General features: G+C 71.5%; 17 protein-coding genes and 3 pseudogenes. 8 read left to right on the top strand and 12 right to left on the bottom strand.

Annotated elements, in window-relative coordinates; genetic code table 11:
- Positions 1–44: 44 nt before the first annotated feature.
- Positions 45–226, top strand: a pseudogene (locus ACFYXV_RS28705) (transposase); the annotation flags it as partial.
- Positions 227–813: 587 nt separating this feature from the next.
- Here the strand turns inward: ACFYXV_RS28705 and ACFYXV_RS28700 are convergent.
- Positions 814–1,797 carry a LuxR family transcriptional regulator gene (locus ACFYXV_RS28700; protein ID WP_389384409.1) on the bottom strand — a complete coding sequence of 328 codons (984 nt, stop codon included), beginning with the start codon at positions 1,795–1,797 and terminating at the stop codon, positions 814–816.
- 950 nt (positions 1,798–2,747) lie between these two features.
- Here ACFYXV_RS28700 and ACFYXV_RS28695 point away from each other — a divergent pair.
- Positions 2,748–3,272, top strand: a complete 525-nt coding sequence (locus ACFYXV_RS28695) for a stress protein (protein ID WP_389384408.1) — start codon at positions 2,748–2,750, stop codon at positions 3,270–3,272.
- Positions 3,273–3,384: 112 nt separating this feature from the next.
- Positions 3,385–3,909, top strand: a complete 525-nt coding sequence (locus tag ACFYXV_RS28690; protein ID WP_389384407.1) for a stress protein — start codon at positions 3,385–3,387, stop codon at positions 3,907–3,909.
- A 469-nt stretch (positions 3,910–4,378) separates the two neighbouring features.
- On the opposite strand, the gene ACFYXV_RS28685 is transcribed toward ACFYXV_RS28690, so the two are convergent.
- Together ACFYXV_RS28685 and ACFYXV_RS28680 are read right to left on the bottom strand one after the other, a co-directional pair.
- On the bottom strand, positions 4,379–5,050 hold the full coding sequence (locus tag ACFYXV_RS28685; RefSeq protein WP_389384406.1) for a hypothetical protein: 672 nt from the start codon (positions 5,048–5,050) through the stop codon (positions 4,379–4,381).
- 712 nt (positions 5,051–5,762) lie between these two features.
- On the bottom strand, positions 5,763–7,640 hold the full coding sequence (locus tag ACFYXV_RS28680; RefSeq protein WP_389384405.1) for an ATP-binding protein: 1,878 nt from the start codon (positions 7,638–7,640) through the stop codon (positions 5,763–5,765).
- Between the two features lie 932 nt (positions 7,641–8,572).
- Here ACFYXV_RS28680 and ACFYXV_RS28675 point away from each other — a divergent pair.
- Positions 8,573–8,671, top strand: a pseudogene (locus tag ACFYXV_RS28675) (IS5/IS1182 family transposase); the annotation flags it as partial.
- A 21-nt stretch (positions 8,672–8,692) separates the two neighbouring features.
- On the opposite strand, the gene ACFYXV_RS28670 reads toward ACFYXV_RS28675, so the two are convergent.
- The 4 genes from ACFYXV_RS28670 to ACFYXV_RS28655 are packed head-to-tail and all read right to left on the bottom strand — an operon-like array spanning position 8,693 to position 12,462.
- On the bottom strand, positions 8,693–9,913 hold the full coding sequence (locus ACFYXV_RS28670) for an ABC transporter permease (RefSeq protein ID WP_389384404.1): 1,221 nt from the start codon (positions 9,911–9,913) through the stop codon (positions 8,693–8,695).
- Positions 9,910–10,563, bottom strand: a complete 654-nt coding sequence (locus ACFYXV_RS28665; protein WP_389384518.1) for an ABC transporter ATP-binding protein — start codon at positions 10,561–10,563, stop codon at positions 9,910–9,912. The genes ACFYXV_RS28670 and ACFYXV_RS28665 overlap by 4 nt, the downstream gene beginning before the upstream one ends.
- 44 nt (positions 10,564–10,607) lie before the next feature.
- Entirely contained in the window at positions 10,608–11,858 is a 1,251-nt protein-coding gene (locus ACFYXV_RS28660) for a peptidoglycan-binding protein (RefSeq protein WP_385461562.1), read from the bottom strand.
- Positions 11,839–12,462, bottom strand: a complete 624-nt coding sequence (locus ACFYXV_RS28655) for a hypothetical protein (protein ID WP_389384403.1) — start codon at positions 12,460–12,462, stop codon at positions 11,839–11,841. Before ACFYXV_RS28655 ends, ACFYXV_RS28660 begins: the two co-directional genes overlap by 20 nt.
- A 91-nt stretch (positions 12,463–12,553) precedes the next feature.
- Here ACFYXV_RS28655 and ACFYXV_RS28650 point away from each other — a divergent pair, with 91 nt between their 5' ends.
- On the top strand, positions 12,554–13,285 hold the full coding sequence (locus tag ACFYXV_RS28650; protein ID WP_385461556.1) for a response regulator transcription factor: 732 nt from the start codon (positions 12,554–12,556) through the stop codon (positions 13,283–13,285).
- A complete protein-coding gene (locus ACFYXV_RS28645; RefSeq protein WP_389384402.1) occupies positions 13,275–15,116 on the top strand; it encodes a sensor histidine kinase in 1,842 nt (613 codons plus the stop codon). The genes ACFYXV_RS28650 and ACFYXV_RS28645 overlap by 11 nt, the downstream gene beginning before the upstream one ends.
- 162 nt (positions 15,117–15,278) lie before the next feature.
- Here ACFYXV_RS28645 and ACFYXV_RS28640 read toward each other — a convergent pair whose 3' ends face one another.
- Complete coding sequence (locus tag ACFYXV_RS28640; protein WP_389384401.1) at positions 15,279–16,160, bottom strand: LysR family transcriptional regulator; 882 nt, start codon at positions 16,158–16,160, stop codon at positions 15,279–15,281.
- 60 nt (positions 16,161–16,220) lie between these two features.
- On the opposite strand from ACFYXV_RS28640, the gene ACFYXV_RS28635 reads away from it, so the two are divergent.
- Positions 16,221–16,586, top strand: coding sequence for a DoxX family protein (locus ACFYXV_RS28635; protein WP_389384400.1), 366 nt, complete (start codon positions 16,221–16,223; stop codon positions 16,584–16,586).
- Positions 16,587–16,801: 215 nt separating this feature from the next.
- Here the strand turns inward: ACFYXV_RS28635 and ACFYXV_RS28630 are convergent, their stop codons facing one another.
- The gene (locus ACFYXV_RS28630) at positions 16,802–16,972 is read right to left on the bottom strand and encodes a helix-turn-helix domain-containing protein (RefSeq protein WP_385461543.1); all 171 of its coding nucleotides are present in this window, start codon (positions 16,970–16,972) and stop codon (positions 16,802–16,804) included.
- A gap of 65 nt (positions 16,973–17,037) precedes the next feature.
- Here ACFYXV_RS28630 and ACFYXV_RS28625 point away from each other — a divergent pair, with 65 nt between their 5' ends.
- On the top strand, positions 17,038–17,499 hold the full coding sequence (locus ACFYXV_RS28625; RefSeq protein WP_389384399.1) for a hypothetical protein: 462 nt from the start codon (positions 17,038–17,040) through the stop codon (positions 17,497–17,499).
- Positions 17,500–17,536: 37 nt separating this feature from the next.
- Here the strand turns inward: ACFYXV_RS28625 and ACFYXV_RS28620 are convergent, their stop codons facing one another.
- From ACFYXV_RS28620 to ACFYXV_RS28610, 3 genes and pseudogenes are all read right to left on the bottom strand, one after another.
- Complete coding sequence (locus ACFYXV_RS28620; RefSeq protein ID WP_389384398.1) at positions 17,537–17,854, bottom strand: hypothetical protein; 318 nt, start codon at positions 17,852–17,854, stop codon at positions 17,537–17,539.
- Positions 17,855–17,908: 54 nt separating this feature from the next.
- Positions 17,909–18,061, bottom strand: a pseudogene (locus ACFYXV_RS28615) (IS5/IS1182 family transposase); the annotation flags it as partial.
- 13 nt (positions 18,062–18,074) lie between these two features.
- Positions 18,075–18,452, bottom strand: a complete 378-nt coding sequence (locus ACFYXV_RS28610; RefSeq protein ID WP_385461535.1) for a DUF6355 family natural product biosynthesis protein — start codon at positions 18,450–18,452, stop codon at positions 18,075–18,077.
- Positions 18,453–18,887 lie beyond the last annotated feature (435 nt).

Below are 18,887 nucleotides of genomic sequence, written 5' to 3'. Positions count from 1 at the left end.
GCCGTGCCGACCCAGGGGTGTGAGCACGATGCCGTGCTCACACCCACCGCTGTCCGGGGCGGCTGCGTGTGCCCGACCTGGCGGCACTCGCTGGCGTCATGTACGTGCTGCGTACCGGTGTGTCGTGGCGCGATATTCCCGCAGGGACACCGTGGGCTGCTCCGGAGTGACGGCGTGGCGCCGGCTGCGGAACTGGACCGAGGCCGGTGTCCGGCCGCGCCTGCACATCGAACCTCCTCCGCCAGCCACCGGAGGTTGAACGGCAAGCTCAGGCGGGACGGGGCGGTGCACGCGCACCGTGCGCTCGGCGACGGCCAGGCGGCCGCCCGCCAGGATCATCGTGGGGGTGCCGCCATGGCGGTAGCGCGGATCCGTGATCGCGACAAGGCGGCCGCCGACCAGAACCTGGTCCCCGACGCGCAGTTCAGTCGGGGCCACGTCCACCGGCACCCGGCCGTCCGGGACCCGTACCCCATCGCGGTCCGCTTCGGCGTCGCGGGCGACCGGTGGCGGCGGGGCCGGCTCGCAGGCGATGGTGTGGGGCCTCCGTCGTCGTCAGCGCCGCCGTGGCGAGGTCGCGTAGGGCTCGTAGGGCTCGATGTTGTCGGGCGTGGAAGAGCCGGCGGCGGTGCAGCCGCCGGCTCTCGCGCACTCGTGCGGTGAGCTCGGGTCCGTCGGCGGCCCGGAAGGCCGCGGGCCCACGCGGCCGCCTTCGCGGAGGTTAGGTCGGGGAGGTCATCGCGCCAGGTCAGGGGTGTGCCCCGCGGAAGGCTGCTCGGAGGCGGGCGGGGCGCGGGGTCCCCGGGAGCACTCTCAGAGTCCCGCCGCGGCATGGTGGGGGCCTTCGGGCGGGGCGGCGGAGGCCGCTTGGGCGAGCAGATAGCCCGCCTGGAAGCGGCTTTCAGCGCCCAGTGCGTCCATCAGCTCGGCGATGTGACGGCGGCAGGTCCGCAGGGACATGCCAAGCCTGCGGGCGATCAGCTCGTCCTTGGCACCGTCGGCGAGGCGGGCGGCGATGGTGCCCTGCAGCTGGCTGGACGTCGCCGCCGTGTACGAGGCCGAGTAGGGCTCGGCGAGACCCCAGGCGTTGGCGAAGACCGAGCAGAGGAAGGCGACGGCGGAGGGCTCGCGCAGCACCACAGCCGCCTCGGGGTTGTCCCAGACGGGCAGGAAGGCGGTGGCTCGGTCGAAGACCAGCATCTTCCCGAAGAGTTCGCCGAGGGTGCGCACCTCTCCCCCGGCGGCGCTGACGGCCTGGACGTACTCCTGGGTGCCTGGGCTGTAGCGGGCCGTGTGCTGGTAAAGGGTGTGCAGGCGCACCCCGCGGCCCAGCATCTCCAGGTCGCGCGGGAGGGCCCGTTCCAGGTAGCCGGGCGGGCGGCGGCCGCCAGGCTGCACGGTCAGCACCTCCTCGGTGCACCGGGCTGCGGTGTCGGAGATGAGGAGCATGACGCGGTCGCGGGACTCGACGACCTCCACGGCGCCGGAGTCGGCGCCGCGCCGGGCGGTCTTCTCGTAGAGCGGGATCAGCGCGCCCAGCCGGGCGCGGGTGCGCTCCAGGGTCTCCAGGCGGCGGCGCAGTCTGTCCTCCTCGGGGCCCACCAGCTCGGCGGCGGCGGTGTAGGGGCTCACGGCCCGCCACCGGTCGTGGGAGCCGTCGGGGTCGCGGGCCAGCAACCGCTGGCCCAGCAGCTCCTCGGCGGCCCGTTCGGTCTGCTCTCGGCTGAGGCCCAGCGCGGCGGCCAGGTCGGCGGTCGGCGCGGAGCCGCCCTCCAGCAGCCGGGTCCAGAGCCGCACTGCAACAGGACCGATGTCCGCCGTCCCCGCCGGATCCGGCCCCGGATCCGAAGGCTCCGACGGGGTCGGTAACGGGCCCGACACCCATGCGGCCGACCCTATTCCTTCGGTTCTGTCCATTTTCTACGCCCTCCCTTTCGTGCCACGCACTTTGCTGAGACCCGCCGGCTCTGGACCCGGGCTGCCCCGGCGGGGGATTCTTGAGTCACCGGAAAGAAACACCCGGCGAAATCAGACCGGAATTCACTTTCTCAGGAGTACAGCATGAAGTTCGCTCGGTTCCTTTGTGCAGCGGCGCTGGCAGCAGGTATTGCGGGCGGTTTCACCGCCGGGGCTGCATCCGGCGTCGACTCTGATACCGATTCCGTCCGGGCCACCTCCGCCTGCACCAACAAGCCGGGAGGGGACACCGAGTGGACCAACCCCGCGACCCACTGCCCCCCGTCCGTCTAGAGCCGACCGGGCCCCCCGAGGTTCCGAATCGAGCAAAACTCGCCGGAAGTGCCCGATGCCGAAACCTTCAACCGCCCTCAGGGGGGCGTGTCTTCCCTGGTGGCAGGCCCTCTCCCTGCTCTGCGCCGGAGGCTGCGCCCTCCTGCTGCTCCGGCGGATTACCGCCCCTCCCCTCTCCGGGGCGGCCCGCCGGGACCGGCACCCCCTCCGGAACGACGCATCCACCCACCTCACCACCTTGTGGTGATGGAGCTCCCTCCCGAACCCCAATAAGCGGAGCCCCCTTTCCCGCGGCAGTGTTGCGATTCCCTGCCGGACACAGCCGAATGGGTTCGCCTTAAAACACTCCCGACGGCGAAACCTGAAATTCTTCCGCGCTCCGCCACGCCCCGCCGCGCTCTGCAGCCCTCCGCGGCGCATTCACTCACCGCACATTCACCGGCGGCGGCCTCCGTGACTGCCGCACGCCCGAAAAATCGCCTCAAAGGAGCAGAACCATGCGTTTCAACCGCAAGCGTGCCGCGCTCATGCTCGTCAGCTCGGTCGCCGCCGCCGGCGTCCTCGTCCCCTCGACGGCCGCCTTTGCCGCCGATGCCCCCGCCCAGAGCCGCCCCGCCGCCGTCCAGGGCGCCGTACCGGGTGAGGCGGGCACCCTCGCGGGCAAGATCGACGTCGGCTCCGCCCTCATCGACATCACCAAGAAGATCATGGATATCGTCACCGATGCCATCGAGCGCAAGCAGAACCGGTCCGGCTATGTGAAGTCCCTGATGGAGGGCGCCTTTTACCAGACCGGCCAGCGCTACAACGTCATGGTCATCAACAACGCCAACAGCTACACACCCAAGCTGCGCGGCGTCGTCTACGACGCCAAGGTCAGCGGCATCCACGGCACCTACCGGGTCCTCGTCTTCGAATCGGGCGAATTCACCAACCACGGTGACGGCGGCTGGATCAACTGGGCGTTCCGCGGCTGGTTCGACCGCAACGGCGGCCACGTGAAGTTCCGCCGCTCCTGGTGAACCGGCGGCCGGTTCCGGGACCTTCAGGCTCGCGTCTGCCGGTCCCGGAACCGCCAGGCTCGCGCCCCGGCTCCCCCCTCACCCACCCGCCCCATGAGAACAGGACCCCACCATGCGTCGCAGCACCTCCCTCGCCACGATCGCCCTGACCGCCCTCACCCTCACCGGGGCGGCCGCCCTCCCGGCGCAGGCCGCCGACCGGCCCGGCGCCCCAGCGGCCTCCGCCCCCGCCACCTCCGACGTCGCCGCGGACGCGGCCGAGGCCGCGTCCGGCAATAGCGTCACCGTCACCGTCTCGATGGACCACCTGGGACGCGGCAAGGCCATAGCCGACGCCCTGCGCGGCATCAAGACCGACAACCGAGGCGGCTTCGTCCAGGAAGCGGTGGACAAGGCGTTCAAGGCGGCGGGCAGCCGGCACAACGTCATGCTGTTCAACCTGAGCCACAACTACAACGACAAGTTCCGCGGCACGAAGGTCTACGCGAACGTCCAGTGGGGCAACATCCACTACGGCCTGTGGATCTTCGAGTCCGGCGAGTTCACCAACGAGGGCGACGGCGGCTGGATCAACTGGGGCTTCGTCGGCTGGTACGAGCGCAACGGCGGCCACGTGAAGTTCAACCGCTCCTGGTAGGCAGACCCCACCAGACCCACCGGTGGCCCCCTCCCCCACCCGGGGACGGCTGAGGGGGCCGCCGGGCGCCGGCGGTGGCCCCCTCAGCGCTCCCGTTCGATCCGCAGCCGCAGCCGGGGCACGTCGTCCCGCTCGATGCGAAGGCCTGCGGGTACAGCGACAGTTCCGCCTCCTGCACCCGGGCCATCTCGTCCGGCCTCCGGAAGCCGTGCCCCTCGCCCCGAAGTGAGAAGCTCCTCCGCCTCCATCGCGAGCAGTGGCCCACCGGTTCCCGGCTCCACCACCCCGTACGCCTCGGTAAGCTGAGCGACGAAAGCAGCGGCATCGGGGACCCCACCAGCGCGCGCCGCGTACGAGCGGTGTCCTCCCCGAACTCCACCATCTCCAAGGGACCCCCTCCACGACTCAATGCGAAGCGACAGCGACTGCCGCCGCCGGACCGGTCCGGCGGCGGCTCGCCAGGCCCACGTCAGAGCAGGGTTCCCGCCGGGTACTTGTCCACCATCCGCGTCGCCGAATTCCACACCCATACCGCCGTGGTCCGCCATAGCCGCGGGTAGTCGAGGACGGGCTCCGCGTGCTCCGCGAGCGGCCCCGGCAGAGGTTCGCCGGTGGCGCCGTCCACCCAACCGGTTTCCACCTTCGGGGGCCGCCAGTCCGGGTTGCCGATCAGGATGGCGTGCAACCCCTCTACGCCCACCGCGCCACCGTCCACGGGGAGGCGCCATTCCTGCTCGTGCATCCACATCGAGCCCTCGTCGGTGCGGACGGCCCAGTGCCCGAACCCGGCCGCACGGAGCTTCTCCTGTTCCGAGGTCGGCAGGTAGGCGACCGCGCCGCCCCCGGCTGCCAGGAGCGCGGACCGGACCGCCACCACGCCCCACGGGGAGAAGCCCTCTCGCTCGATCAGGTGCGCGAGGTGGTCGGGAGGGCTCTCCGACCAGCACACGCACGGCATGTCCGCCCGGTACGGCGCGAACCCCCGTATCAGCTCATCCCGGAGGATCGCCCCGAGGCGTTCCACCGGGGTCATGTCGCGTATCTCCTGGGGCACCCCCGGGGACGGGGGTCTGATCCGGCCCGTGAAGTGGTAGAGGGCCTCCGACTGCGCCGGGCCGATGTCGTTGAAGTTGAGCGCCAAGCCATCTCCGTCTGTCCGCACAGGGAACTGTCCGCACCCTGATCAATGCGCAAGCACAACGTCGACCCCGGGGACGATGTTCCCGGACACGATGGAGTGGACATCCATGGTGTCCGGCCTCAAGGCTCCGGCGGCTGCTGCGGCTTCGTCGTGTACATCGGCAGGAAGAACGCCACCGTGTAGACGCCGACACCAAGCATCCATGAGCACTGCCGGCCGGGGGCCGGGGCCGTGCCCGGGGAACGTCCCGCCGGATCGGGCGGGCAGCCCGGCAGGCGGCGCTGATGAACGGCGGCCCGGCGGGATCAGACTGCCCACGGGGTGTCCGGCCTTGCGAGCCTGGTCGGCGGTTCTCCGCAGCTCTTACCCGCGCCGGATCTCCACCGTCGCCCCGCACGCGTCGCACCCCCAGACGAGGGGGCCGTCCACGCTCACGCCGGGGCCTTTCGGGCGTACTCGCCGCTGACCGAGTGCGCCCAGGCGCACAGCCGCGACGGCGGAAGCACACAGCCGGAAGACCGGACATCGCGGGATGAGACAGGAACGAGCCAGCACCAGGCCGGGCGGCATCAAGGCAGGTCAGGTCAGGTCAGGTGTCAGGCCCGGGACCCTCTCCGGAGACTCGGCGTATCCGGAGAGGGGTGTGCATCCCAGTATTTCGACGAGTCGGCGAACAACCGGTTCTCTCCTGCCGTGGCGCACAAGCTCATCTCTATGTGCCGGACTTACGCGGTCCTTCAGACGCCCTCTCACCTGCCGTAAGCGGGCGGCCGTAGAGTTCCCGGTCCCACAGGGCCTGGCTCAGAAGGTCCAGCCCCTGACGCAGGTGTCGCCGGTAGGTGCCGTATGGCAGTCCGAGACGACGGGCTGACGCCTGCTGGGTCGGTGCGGTGGAGAAGTAGCCCGCCGTCAGGGCGTCGCGGGCGCGTACGCCGCGCGGATCATGGGCGAGGGCGTCGACGGCCTGCCGCAGCAGAATGCGCAGTTCCTCGCCGGGCTCGGTGAGGTCGGCCGCGAGCCTGGCACGTATCAGGGCACAGGCAGCGAAGGCGTCTCGGTCGCGCCAGTGCGTCAGTGCCTCTCGTACGGCACGGTCGAACACGGCGCGCGTGAATCCGGAGGGGCCGGACGGTGCCGGCACGTCGGTGGCGGTGATGACGTGCCGCAGCCAGCTCTCGACGGGCACCTGCCGCCAGTCGTTGGTGAACAGTCCGTAGGTGTGGTCGCCCACGCGCGGTCGCGCACCGGAGTCGTGCATGACCCCCTGGAAGCGTTGGGCCCAGGCGTCGGCGTCGCGGTAGACGACGAAGCCGTGTGCCCGTCGGCGGGCGCGGGCGGCTTCCGCCTGAGCCCTGGAGTTGCTCAGGTCGATGACCCGTGAGGGTACTTGGTAGTGCTCCGGGTAGACGGAGAAGCGTGTCATGCCGATGTGCTCTCCGGGGCTGACCGGCGCCGTGGCCTCGGTGTAGGCCCAGGCCGCGGCCACGACGGGGTCGACCGCCAGGTCCTCGGGATCGGGCGGGGCGGGCAGGGTGAGCCGGGTGGTGAAAGCCACCCGCCTGCCGGTGGCGACGCAGCGGAACACGTTGAACGCCTGTGGCTGGCGCCGGATCCAGTAGCGCACCAGATCCGCCGAGTCGGTTCCCTCTGTCTCCTCGGCCATGCGCAGGACGGTGTCGATGTCCTCGGGCTGGAGCGGACGCTCGTGCACTTCGTTCTCACGGGACCCAGTACGCAGGCGTGCGAAGCTCGCCAGGTCGCGGAAGAGGTAGAAGATCTCGTCGGTGACGGCCCAGACGCGTTCCTCGGGTGCCTCGCGCAACAGGCGCAGGTATTCCTCCGCGAGCCGTTGGCGCATCGTGGTGAACGCGGTGGGTGCCCGCCAGCGGAGGTCGGCCGCGAGTGTCTCCCGTGCGGCGTCGTGGGGGTGGAGCCCGCGGGAGGTGGACTCGATGAATGGCAGGTCCCGCAGCCAGTCGAACAACTGGTGGGAGTCCTCGTCGGGCATGACCGCGGTGAGCAGTTCCTCGGAGGTCGAATGAGCCTGGGCCACTACTTCCAGGGCGCGGCGGTGGGCGGCCGTCGGAACCTCGCCGACCAGGCCGGCCAGCAGGGTTCGCAGGACATCGGCTGAGGGTGCCCAGAACTCCTCGCCGCTCCAGCTCGCCGCTCCGGCGGCGGCGAGGGACAGGGCCAGGGGGTTCCCGCTGGCGAAGCGCAGTAGCTGCTCCCGCAGCGAGGACGGGACCCCGGCCGAACGGAGCACGGTCCGTGCCTGCTCTTCGGAGAACGGCTCCAGCTCACGGACGTACAGCACCTCGGACCAGGCGGGATCGGAGGTCCACTGCGGCCGCGGTGCCGTCCGGCTGGCCAGGACCACCACGGTGTGGTCCGCGGCACGGGGCAGGAAACGCTGCCACAGCCAATTCTCAAGCCACTGGCAATGCTCGAACGAATCCACGAAGAGGACGGTGCCGGGAACGTCCAGCAGGGCGCCAGCGGCCCGTTCGAATTCGGACGGGTCCCGGCTGGCGAAGCGACCGTCCAGTTCGAGGAGGATTCTGTCCGCTCTCCGTGCTTGCTCCGCCATGCACCGCAGCAACGACGACTTCCCGATACCGCCGGGGCCGTGGAGATAGAACACCAGGGGCGCCTGCGGATCTCCCGCCAACGCCTGTTCAAAGCAATGGAGTTCGCTCTCCCTGCCGATGAACGCGCGCTCGCGCGCACTGCTCAGCCTGTCTCGCACAGACCTCACACCGGTTCCCCCTTTTCCCCGTCCTTATATTTGGGAAGGTATTGAGGGTTCCTTGTCCGGTGAGCCGATCAGGGTCCCCAAGGTACGACGCGGGTGGCGGCACCCGGCTCAATACGCTGTCCCAGCGCGCGGCCCCCGTTTCCCGCCGCGCACCGGGCAGATTTAAGCACCAGATGACTGGATTCCCGAACTGGATCACATTCTTGGATGTCTTCTGGATGGTCCCGTCGAGTGTCCGTTATCCGAACCGGAAGGTGTGCTCGAAGTCGCATCTCCGGGAGAACACCTGCCGGCCAGGTCCACAGCTGTCGCGGTGGCGCGGGTCTTCGAGGACCACAGCCGTACCTGTGGCGCTTCTCGTTCTCTGGAGGGGGACTCAACGTTGAGGGGGACCAGGGCTCCCTCGACGATGGGGAGTTCGCCGTCACGCTCCACCCAGACCGAGCGGGGGGGCAGCCTCGGGCGGGATGCGGTCCCACGCCTGGGCTTCGGCCTCGCCGTGGTTCCCGGTGTCGGGGACCGTGGTGGTCACCGCCTCGGGCCCAGGTCTCCGGTTCGGCGAAGTGGAACTCTGAACCGCGCTTGGCCGGCCGCCCAAGGGGAGGGCCAGGCTCCACTCCCGCGGGAGGGTGCAGGACAGCGCATCACCCGGTCCGCGCAAGTCCGCCCGCCCGGCTCGACGGGCGGGTCGCGCAGTACCAGGGCCAGGCGGGTGTCGTCGTAGCGGGCGTACATGACGATGGTGATGTCCGGATCCCCCGGCCCTCGCCATGACCGACCTCATGGCCCGCCGCCTCACCGGCGAGAACACCGTCTCCTGGCGCGACCCGGCGAAGACATCAGAACACCCGATTCCGGGATGAAACAGCGGGACAAAGCGACCTCTAAGGAGTGGCGAGGGCCTCGGTGGGGGTGAGCCGGGCAGCTCTGAGGGAGGGGTAGACCCCCGCCGCCATGCCCACCGCGATCGCGCCGCCGATGCCGGCGGCCACGGAGAGCCAGGGGATGACCGGCGGCCAGCCCTGGTACGTGGTGTAGCCGAGGGTCGCCAGGACGCCGATCAGTGTGCCGCTCAGGCCGCCGAGCCCGGAGAGGGCGACGGATTCGGTGAGGAACTGGGCGCGGATCTGGCCGCGGCCCGCTCCCAGGGCCCGGCGCAGTCCGATCTCGCGCCGTCGTTCGAGGACGGAGATCACCATGGTGTTCGCCACGCCGATGCCGCCGACCAGGAGCGCGACCGCGGCCAGGCCCAGGAAGAGCGCCGAGAAGGTGCTCTGGGTGGCCCGTTTGGCGGCCAGGGCGTCGGAGGGGCGGCTGATCCGGACCATGCCGGGCAGCTCCGGGTGGACGGTGGCGGCGAGCACCGACCGGACGGCCTCCAGGGCCGGCTCCCTCGCCTTGACGTAGAGGACGGTGGGGTGCCCGTCGAAGCGGAGCTCCGTCCGGGCGGCCTCCCACGCGACGAGCACCGATCGGTCGATGTCGGGGGAGAGCGGGGTCGCGGCGAGGATGCCGATGACGGTGAACCAGCGGTCGTCGATGAAGATCTGCGGTGCCGCACCGCCCCGCGGCAGGTCCGGGATGCCCAGCCGGGTGGCGGCGACCGAGCCGAGGACCGCGGTGGGGAACCGGTCCGTCGCCGGACCGAGGAACGTGCCCGCGCCGACCTTCGCGTTGATGACGGGCAACAGGTCGTCCTGGGCGGCCAGGACGCTCAGTCCGGCGTAATCGGCGGCATCGACATGGTCGGAACGGTGGACCGAGGCGTGGGTGTTGGCGACGGCGCTGACGGCCGTGACCGGCCCGATGCGGCGGACCATGCCGATCGACGCTTCGGGCAGCTGGACCGGCGGCTTCCGGTCGGGTGCGGGTGTGACTTCGAGGAGGTTGGTGCCCAGCGCGGTCAGCCGTGCGAGCAGTGCCTTCTGGCTGGATGCCGGTACGGCGGTCACCACGATCATGGTGGCGATGCCGAGGGAGATCCCGAGGGCCGAGAGGGCCGCCCGGATTCTGCGGGTACGGATGCCCAGCATCCCCAGGGCCAGGACGTCGACCGGGGACAGCCGTACGGGCCTGGTGTCCGGCGGTGAGCTGCGGTCGGTCATGTCAGCACTTCTCCGCGGGTGTCGGAGACCAGCCTGCCGTCGAGGATGTCGACGCGCCGGGGCAGCCTCCTGGCGATGTCACGGTCGTGGGTGATGACGGCGATGGTGGTCCCTTCGCCGTTGAGTTCGGTGAGCAGGTCGATGACGGCCCGGCCGTTCGCGGTGTCGAGCGCGCCGGTGGGCTCGTCGGCGAGGACCAGGGCGGGGCGGTGGACCAGCGCCCGGGCGATGGCGACCCTCTGGCGCTCGCCGCCGGAGAGCTGGTGCGGCAGGTGCCCACTGCGGTGGGCCAGCCCGACCCGGTGCAGCGCTTCCCGTGCCAGCGGCCGGCGGCGGGCGCGCGGTACGCCCGCGTACAACAGGCCCGTCGCCACGTTCTCGGCGGCGGTGAGCCCTTCGGTGAGGTGGAACTGCTGGAAGACGAAGCCGAGCCATCGTCCGCGCAGGGCCGACAGGCGGCGGTCGGAGAGGGTCTCCACGTCATGGCCGCCGCAGTGCACCGTGCCGCTGGTCGGCCGGTCGAGGGTGCCCATGACGTGGAGCAGGGTCGACTTGCCGGAGCCGGAGGGGCCGACGATGGCGAGGAGTTCCCCCTGGTGGATGGTGACCGAGACGTCGTCCAGGGCCTTGACCCCGCCGCCGTAGACCATGCTCGCGTGCTCGACGGCGAGGACCGGCGCACCGGGAGCACCCGTCACGAGGTGGTCACCACCTTCAGGCCGGCGCTGACGCCGTCGCCGCTGACCTCCACCAGGCCCTTGGCGAACATCCCGGTGGTGACCTTGATCAGCCGCCCGTCGGGGGTCTGGAGGGCGTAGCCGCCCTCGCTGAGCGCGACGAGGGAACCGACGGGCACGGCCAGCACCTTTTGCTTGGTCCGGCCGGTGAACTGCACCTGCACGGGGGCGGAGTCGATGCGGTCGGCCTTGCCGGCGTCGTCCAGTTGGACCGTCACCGTGCGCTTGGGTGCGGCGTTGCCGCCCTCCGCGTCGCCGGCGGCCTGGATGACGGTGCTGACGGCGCTGATCCTGCCGGGTGCCGTGGAGCCGTCGGGGAGGGTCACGGTCACCGCCTGCCCCTTCTCGAAGGACGCGGAGTCCTGCGCGGTCACCGGGAGGGTCACGACCTTCTCGGTGCCGGTGAGCGACAGCAGGTCCGCCGCGGAGTCGTCCCCGGGCTGCGCCTTGAGGTCCCCGACGCGTACGGGCCCGGGCGTCACGACCACGTCGCCGACGTCCAGCACTCCGCTCGCGGTCATCCCCGCGCTCTGCTGCCAGCGCGTGACCGCCGCGATGAGGGACGGGGTGAGGACGGCGTCGCCCTCGCGGACCCGGGTCGGGCCCTGGGGCGCGGCGGCGGGCGCCTTGTCCTGCTGCCCCTTGCCGCCCTTGGGTTCCGCCGCGCCGGTCGGGGCCGGGGGTGGGGGTGCGGCCGGGGGTGGGGTGCTCGCGGCGGTGGTGGGGGCGGCGGGCGACGACGGGACCAGGGTGCCGACGGGGGGCTGGGGGCCGATGTCGTGGCCGAGGGCCCGGAGGTTGTCGGCGACCACGCGTACGTCGCGGCCGACGGTTCCCGGGGTGTCCAGGCGCCGGAACAGCGGGGTGGCTCCGTAGAAGACCATGGCGGGGCGGTCGTTGACGCGGTAGAGCTGCTGTCCCCGCCGGATCACGGCGCCACTCGCGGGCAGCAGTGTGACCCGTCCCCCGGCGGGACCCCTGAGCGTCCACGGCGTGCCGTAGCCCAGGGTGCCGCTTTTGGTCAGGGCGGTGGAGAGGTCCGTCTGCGTCACGGACGCGGTCTGCACCTCGGCCGGGTCGCCGGCCGCTGCGCCGCTCCCCCCGCCGGGGGCGGCGAGGCCGACCGCCACGCCGCCGGCGGCCAGTACCGACACGACCGCCGCCGCCACGGCCACCCGGCGCCGACGGCTACTGCTTCTTCTTGCCACCGAACGCCTCCGTCTGGCACTCGTCCTCGATCCGGCGCGCGTCGGGCGGGATCGGGCCGTCGGGCATGTCGTACCCCTCCTCGTCGGGGAGCGGGATCACCTTGTAGTCGCGCCGGTGCATGCAGGCGATCCATTCGCGCCAGTCGTCCGCGTAGTGGGGATTGCGGTTGCGGTCCAGCTCCGGCGGGCTCAGCGGTACTTTCGACACGCACTTCGCCTGGGCGGCGGGGAGCGCGGGATCGTTGGTCATCGGAAACCGCACCCCGTCCTTGACGACGTCCTGGAAGTTGTGGAATCCGTTCTGCTCCAGACAGGCCGTCCAGGCGCTCATCAGGCGCGCCCACTCCTCCTTGGAGGTGTCCAGCCGCAGCTGGGGGCGCCGGGAGTCGGATGCGGGGGCGGACGTCCCGGGAGTACCGGCGCCGTTCGCGGCCGCGGCCGTGGGGGCCGGGTCGCCGATCGAGGCGACGCCGACCTCCTTGTTCCGGTCATCGCCACCGCCGCAAGCGGTGAGCAGGAGGAGCGTCGTGGTACTCAGGGCGGCCGCGGCGACCGGACGGCGGTGGCGCCGGAGGGCTCGCGCGGAGGGGGTGTGGTGGGGCATGACGCCCACCCTGACCGAAGGATATGAAGGTCTTGTCAGGCCGGCATCAGGGACATGTTCGGGGTGCTCGGGGCACGTTTAGGCTCTCCGCATGTGCGCTTATGTCCTGGTGGCCGAGGACGACATCAAACAGGCCGCGATCATCGGCCGGTACCTCGAACACGAGGGCCACGTCCCGCGTCTGGTCCACGACGGGCGGGCCGCCCTGGAGGAGATCCGCCGCACTCCTCCCGACCTGTTGGTGCTCGACGTGATGATGCCGGTCGTCGACGGCCTGGGCGTGTGCCGGATGCTGCGCCGGGAATCGGACCTTCCCGTCCTCATGCTGACGGCGCGCTCCACCGAGGAGGATCTGCTGCTGGGCCTCGGCCTCGGCGCCGACGACTACCTGACCAAGCCGTACAGCCCGCGCGAGCTGATGGCCCGGATCCGCAGTCTGCTGCGGCGCACGGAGCGCTCGTCCCCGGCATCGCGGTCGCCCGTGCTGCGCGCGGGCGGCGTCAGCGTGCACCCGCTGCGCCGTGAGGTGCTGGTCGACGGACGGCGGGTGGACTGCACCGCCGGTGAGTTCGAGATCCTCGCCGCGCTGGCCGCCGAGCCCGAACGGGTCTTCACCCGCAAGCAGTTGCTTGAGGTCACACGCGGCACCCACCACTACGTCACCGAGCGCACGGTCGACGTCCACGTGCTGAACCTGCGCAAGAAGATCGAACCGGATCCGCGGCGCCCGGTGCACCTGCTGACCGTGTACGGCGTCGGGTACAAACTCGCCGCCGCCGGGACGGTGGTGGGGGCGGGAGGGGTGAACGGCCATGCGTACTGATCCCTCCGGAACCCAGACCAGGCTCCCGCTGCGCCGGAGCCTGATGTTCAGGCTGCTCGCCGCCTCCCTGCTCATCGCCGTCTGCGCGATCTCGGCCACCGCCTGGCTCGCCGTACGGACCACCGCCGTCGCCATCCGCCAGCAGCAGGGCCAGGTCCTCGCCGACGACACGATGGTCTACCGCACGCTGATGACGTACGCCGCCACGCATTCCGGCTGGCAGGACGTCGGGGAGACCGTACGGGACCTCTCGGCGCGCACCCAGCGGCGCATCGCCCTCACCGCGCAGGACCGCGAGCGCCGCGCGCTGGCGGACTCCGCGCCGCACGCCGGGTCCCTCCCCCACCAGGCGTTCGCCGTCATCGACCCGCTGTGGGTGGACCCTGCCCTCGAACCCTCGTCCGGCCCCGACCGCATCGCCCCGGCGGCCGTCGGCCCATACCGGCTGTCCGACGCCGACCGGAGCCGGCTGGCCGCCGACGCCGGGAAGAGCGCCGAGTGCCTCACCCGGTTCGGCTGGGACCACCGTTCGTCGGTCACCCAGGCTGGCCGGCCCCGTATAGAGGTCACGGGACCGTCGGAGCGGCTCGCGAAGAAACTGGCGGACACGTACGGGGGCAAGAACGGGGTTCAGGAGGGCACGGCCTTCGGCGGGACCTGCGGGCTGGCGGACCTCGACGTCCCCACCGCGAGCGAACGCACCGCGCTGGCCGCCCTGAACACGCTGGTCGCGGCTTGTCTGGAGCGTGTGCACCTGCCGCGATGGGAAGTCGGCCTCGATTTCCTCCCGCCGCGGCGGGAGGGCGGCGCCGACGCGGCCACGCGCAACTGCGTGGACACGAGCCGGCGGGAACAGCTCGCCCCCTCGGTGGCCCCGGCGGCGCTGCTCTACGTCAGCGCCGAGTCCGACGCGGCGGTCCCGGGCTTCGACCTCTCCCCCGCGAACACTCGCCGCATCATCGCCGTGACCGGGCTGGTCCTGGTGCTCACCGTCGGGGTGACCGTCCTGATCGGACTGCGCCTGGTCCGCCCGCTGCGGGCCCTCACCCGCGCCGCCCGCCGTCCCACGTGGCCCGACATCCGGGTCCCGGTCACCACCCGGGACGAGATCGGCCTCCTCACCACGGCCTTCAACGACCTCTCCGAGCACCGCGCGCGCACCGAGGAGCAGCGCAAGGTGATGGTCGGCGACATCGCACACGAGCTGCGGACCCCGCTCAGCACCATCCGCAGCACCCTCGAAGCAGCCCAGGACGGGCTCGTCCCCGCCGACGAACGGCTGAACGCCTCCCTGCTGGAGGAGGCCCTGCTGCTCCAGCACATCATCGACGACCTCCAGGACCTCGCCGCCGCGGACGCGGGCACCCTGCGCCTGCATCCCGAACTCCTCCACGCGGAGGATGTGCTCCACCAGGTGGCCGCCGGCCACCGCGCCCACGCGGAGGCGGCCGGGATCCTCCTCGCCGTGCACACCGAGGGCGGCACCGAGCTGTCGGCGGATCCAGTGCGGCTGCGGCAGGCGGTGGGCAACCTGGTCTCCAACGCCCTGCGCCACACCCGAAGCGGCGACCGGATCACGCTCCGGGCCGCGCGCAGCGCGGACGGCCTGCTGATCGAGGTGGCCGACACCGGGACGGGGATCGAACCGGCCGACCTGCCCCACGTGTTCGACCGATTCTGGCGGGCCGAGAAGTCCCGCAGCCGGCGGACGGGGGGCAGCGGGCTCGGGCTGTCCATCGTCCGCAAGCTCGTGGAGGCGCACGGCGGGACGGTCTCGGCAGCCTCGAATCCGGGCGGCGGCGCCGTCTTCACCCTCCGCCTGCCCGCCTGAGTTCGGCTTGCGTCTCCTGTTCCTGCTCCGTTACGCGGTCCAGGAGCTGGCTCGGCGGCGAGCTGCCGGGGCATCGCAGAGCGCCAAGGAGTCGCCGCAGCCGCCGCCGGGAGCAGTGCAGATTGGGCCGCGCTGCGCGCCGGCAGTCTGTCGGATCCGTCGTCAACTCCGGCTCAGCCGCTGCGCGATGGCCTCCAGCAGTTCATCCAGCGCCGCCTCGCGCGGCCGCCCCCGAGGTCGGGCCAACCCCACCCGGCTGGGCGAGACCCCGGAGACCGGACGGAACACCACGTCCGGGTGGGAGTAGAAACGGGGCACCGACGCCGGGGCCAGGGCAACGCAGCCGCCGGCCACCGCCCCGAGCCACTCGTCGGGACGGCTGGTGACCGCCCCGACCCGGACGGGGTGCCCGTCCCGCTCCTCCGCGGCCAGCCAGTGCTCCCTCCAGGCTCCGGTCTCGGCTCCGGCCGCGACGAACGGCTCGTCCGACAGCTCCCGGAGCTCCACCGTCTCGCTGTTCGCCAGGGGATGCCGAGCCGGTAGCAGCACCCCACGCTCCTCAACGAACAACTCCCGTACCGTCAAACTCTCCTGTCCGGGAAACGGCAAACGCACCACTGCCGCATCCACCTCACCCCGGGCCAGGCCCGCACTCGGGTCCGACCAGTCGCACTGCCGCAGTTCCACCCGCCACTCCGGTCGCGCCCGGCGGAACTCGGCGATGGCCTCGGGAACGGCACCCACCGCGCCCGCGTCGAGGAAGCCCAGGCGCAGCACCCGCGCCGCTCGGCCGGTTGCCCGCACCGCCTCGTCCCAGCCGTCCAGCAGTGCGGGCACCCGCGAGGCGAGCTCACGACCAGCCTCGGTCAGCGTCATCCCCGACCGCGAACGCGTGAAGAGCCGTACTCCGAGACCGTCCTCCAGGCGCCGGATCTGCTTGGTCAGCGCAGGCTGCGAGACGAACAGCCGCTCCGCTGCCCTGGTCAGGCTGCCCTCCTCCGCCACCGCGGCGAAGTACCGGAGCAGGCGCGTATCCAGGTCCATGCCACCAGGTTATAGAAGCAGGTATTGGACGGTGCCGAACTGCCTGCGGACCCTGAAGACATGACCGGTACCCAGTTCGCGCTCCTCGTCGTCACCCTGCTCACCGCCGCCGTCAACGTCGGTATCGCCGCCGCCGACCTCGCCGGAGCGCGCTTCGTGCTGGCCAACTCGGAGGAGGTGGGGGTTCCCCGATCCTGGCTGCCCTGGCTGGCCGCCCTCAAGCTGGCCGGTGCGGCAGGCCTCCTCCTCAGCCTCTCCGACGCCGCACCGCGCCTCCTCGGCGCCGCCGCGGCCTGCGGACTCGCCCTCCTCTACCTGGGCGCGCTCGCCTTCCATCTGCGTGCCCGGGTGCTCTACAACCTCGCGTTTCCCGGCTTCTACTTCGCCACCGCCGTCGCCTCGCTGGCATTGACCGTGTCCTCCTGACGGCGCGGGTCGAGTGGGCACAGGAGCGCGGTTGCCAACAGGCAGTCAGCGCCGCACGCCTTGCCCGGCAGGTACCCGGGAAATGACCGTAGGGCGGCAGGGGGAGGGTGGTGACCCAGTCTGGTGGGCGGCGATGAGCAGGTCGCGGTACTCGGTCCAGGCGAAGCTCTCGCGGCCTCCGCTTCTGTGACCGGTGTGCCGTTTGGGTCGGTAGATCAGGCGGGAGCGTTCGCCCAGGCTCGCCGCCACCGCTGGACCGACCGGACGCTGACGCGTGACTCCTCGGCGATCTCCGTACAGGTCAGCGAGCGGGCCGGCTGTCGTTCGAGACGTTGCAGCGCCGACCCGCCGCCCGCGCTCGTAGCGTGCCCAGACCGCCGCCTCAAGCGGCGCGCCGACTCCCTCGCCTCCGGATCTGACCGCGGTGATCAACCGGACCCGTACGACCCTGATGACATCGGGGGCAGTGGGCCGCGACGCCCCCGGCTCCCAGGGCCTGATGCTGGTGGAGGCCTGGCCAAACGGCGCCGCCTACGCCTGGGAGACGTCCGACCGGCGCCTGTGCTGGGCGTCGGCCGGCGAAACCGGATTCTCCGAGCGGGCCTGCGCCACCGGTCCCATGACCATCGGAGACTCGCGCGGGGTGGACCGGCTCGCAACCCTCTTCACCGACGGATGGGTTCGTCTCTTCGCCGCCGACCACCAGCAGGTGACCTCCGCCACCTGCGGCGGCAAACCCCTGGAAGTCCGCCGGGTCGGTACCGTCGCGGACGGTGCCCGGACCCTGTATGCGGTGTGGTTCCCGGACTACACGAAGGGCAGCATCACGCTGCTCCTGAGCCACGACGGCACCACGTCCACAGCCCCGCTCCAGCTCGGCGACATCGGCGACCGCACCTGCGCCCCCGCCTAGGACTTGTCCAGCCGGTCCTGCCCCTGTCCGCGCCGGGTCACCAGCACAACCGCGGGTCCCGCACGTGCTGTGGCGAGTGCCGGTCCTCTCCCCTGCCCAGACCGGTCCGGACCAGGAAGCCGGGGTCCCCGTCCCACGGCGAGGAAGCGCAGTGCACCCGCTGGGTGCCGGGGATCCCCACCTCCGCGAGGGCTCCGTCCCGGAACATCCACAGACCGAACGGGTCATCGTCCTCGTCGTGCAGCATGACCTGCACACAGGCGGGCTCGTTCCACGGCAGGGACTCCAGGTCCTTGAGCACTCCGCGGCGCCGGTTCCACCGCTCGAATTCGATGTGCCGGCCCCCGACGAACATGGGGATCTACACGAAGCGGCTCCTTCGTCACGCGGAGTTCGCCTGGGAGCAGCCGAGCTTGTTGATGCACCGCTCGACGGTGTTCCGCTGTTTGTGGGCCTCGCGGTCGAAGGCCGGCGGGCGGCCGCCGCGGCCGCCGCGCCGCTTGCGATGCGCGGTCTGGTCGGCGGGCTGCGGGATCACCGCCCGGATCCCGCGCCGCCGCAGGGGGTCGAAGCCGTCAGGGACCGGTGTCTCCCGGGTGGGAGCACAGTCCGCCCTGGTAGTTGCTGTCGTACCAGGCGCCGGTGGCGTCGACGTCCAGGTTGGTCCGGCCGGGTCCCACACAGCGGTGGTAGTTGGACCGAGGGAACCGCTTGACCTGGATCCACACGTTGGTGTTCGTGGCGCAGTGCTCGTAGTAGGCCCGTTCGCCGCCCCTGCCCTCGTTCCAGCCGCACCCCGCGAGGAAGGCCGTTCCGCCCGTGTTCGCGATGGTCTTGGCGGACGGGGCCGCAGCGGCGCCCCCACTGGCGGAGGCCGGCGCCGAGAGAGTACCGAGAGCCAGCGCGGCTGTGACGGCGGCTGCTGTGCGGAGACTTGTCTTCAGGAAGGTCATGACGCCACAGCTATCGGGTACTGCACGTCCCGGAATAGAGATACCGGGCAAAACCCCTCAAACGAATGATCATCTTTCAGCCGCACCCTGAGGCATGCCCGCCACACCGCTGTCGGTACGCGGCCCCTCCCCCATCCCAACGCCGCGCCGGCTTCGACCCAACGACATCCGCCTGGACGACACGCTCCTGATCGCGTCGCCGTGCGGGCCGGCCGATCGTCCGGAGCCAGGACACTGACGGAACGTGAGCGCGGGTGGCGGGATCACGGGTGACGCACGGGCCCGCCAGCGTCGTCTCCGGCTTCCGGCAGGTCGCGCCAGGGCAAACAGGTTCGGTACTTCCACGCGATGGCACCGCCGTGGTCCGGCGGAGGTCGGCGCGGCGTCGCCCACGGACCGAATTGGCCTGCATCAGCGACTCGGCCCCGGTCCCGC

Source organism: Streptomyces sp. NPDC002181 (genome assembly GCF_042890485.1).
Classification (GTDB): domain Bacteria; phylum Actinomycetota; class Actinomycetes; order Streptomycetales; family Streptomycetaceae; genus Streptomyces.
The sequence above is the reverse complement of the archived record's forward strand: the minus strand, read 5'-3'. Positions and strand labels throughout refer to the sequence as shown.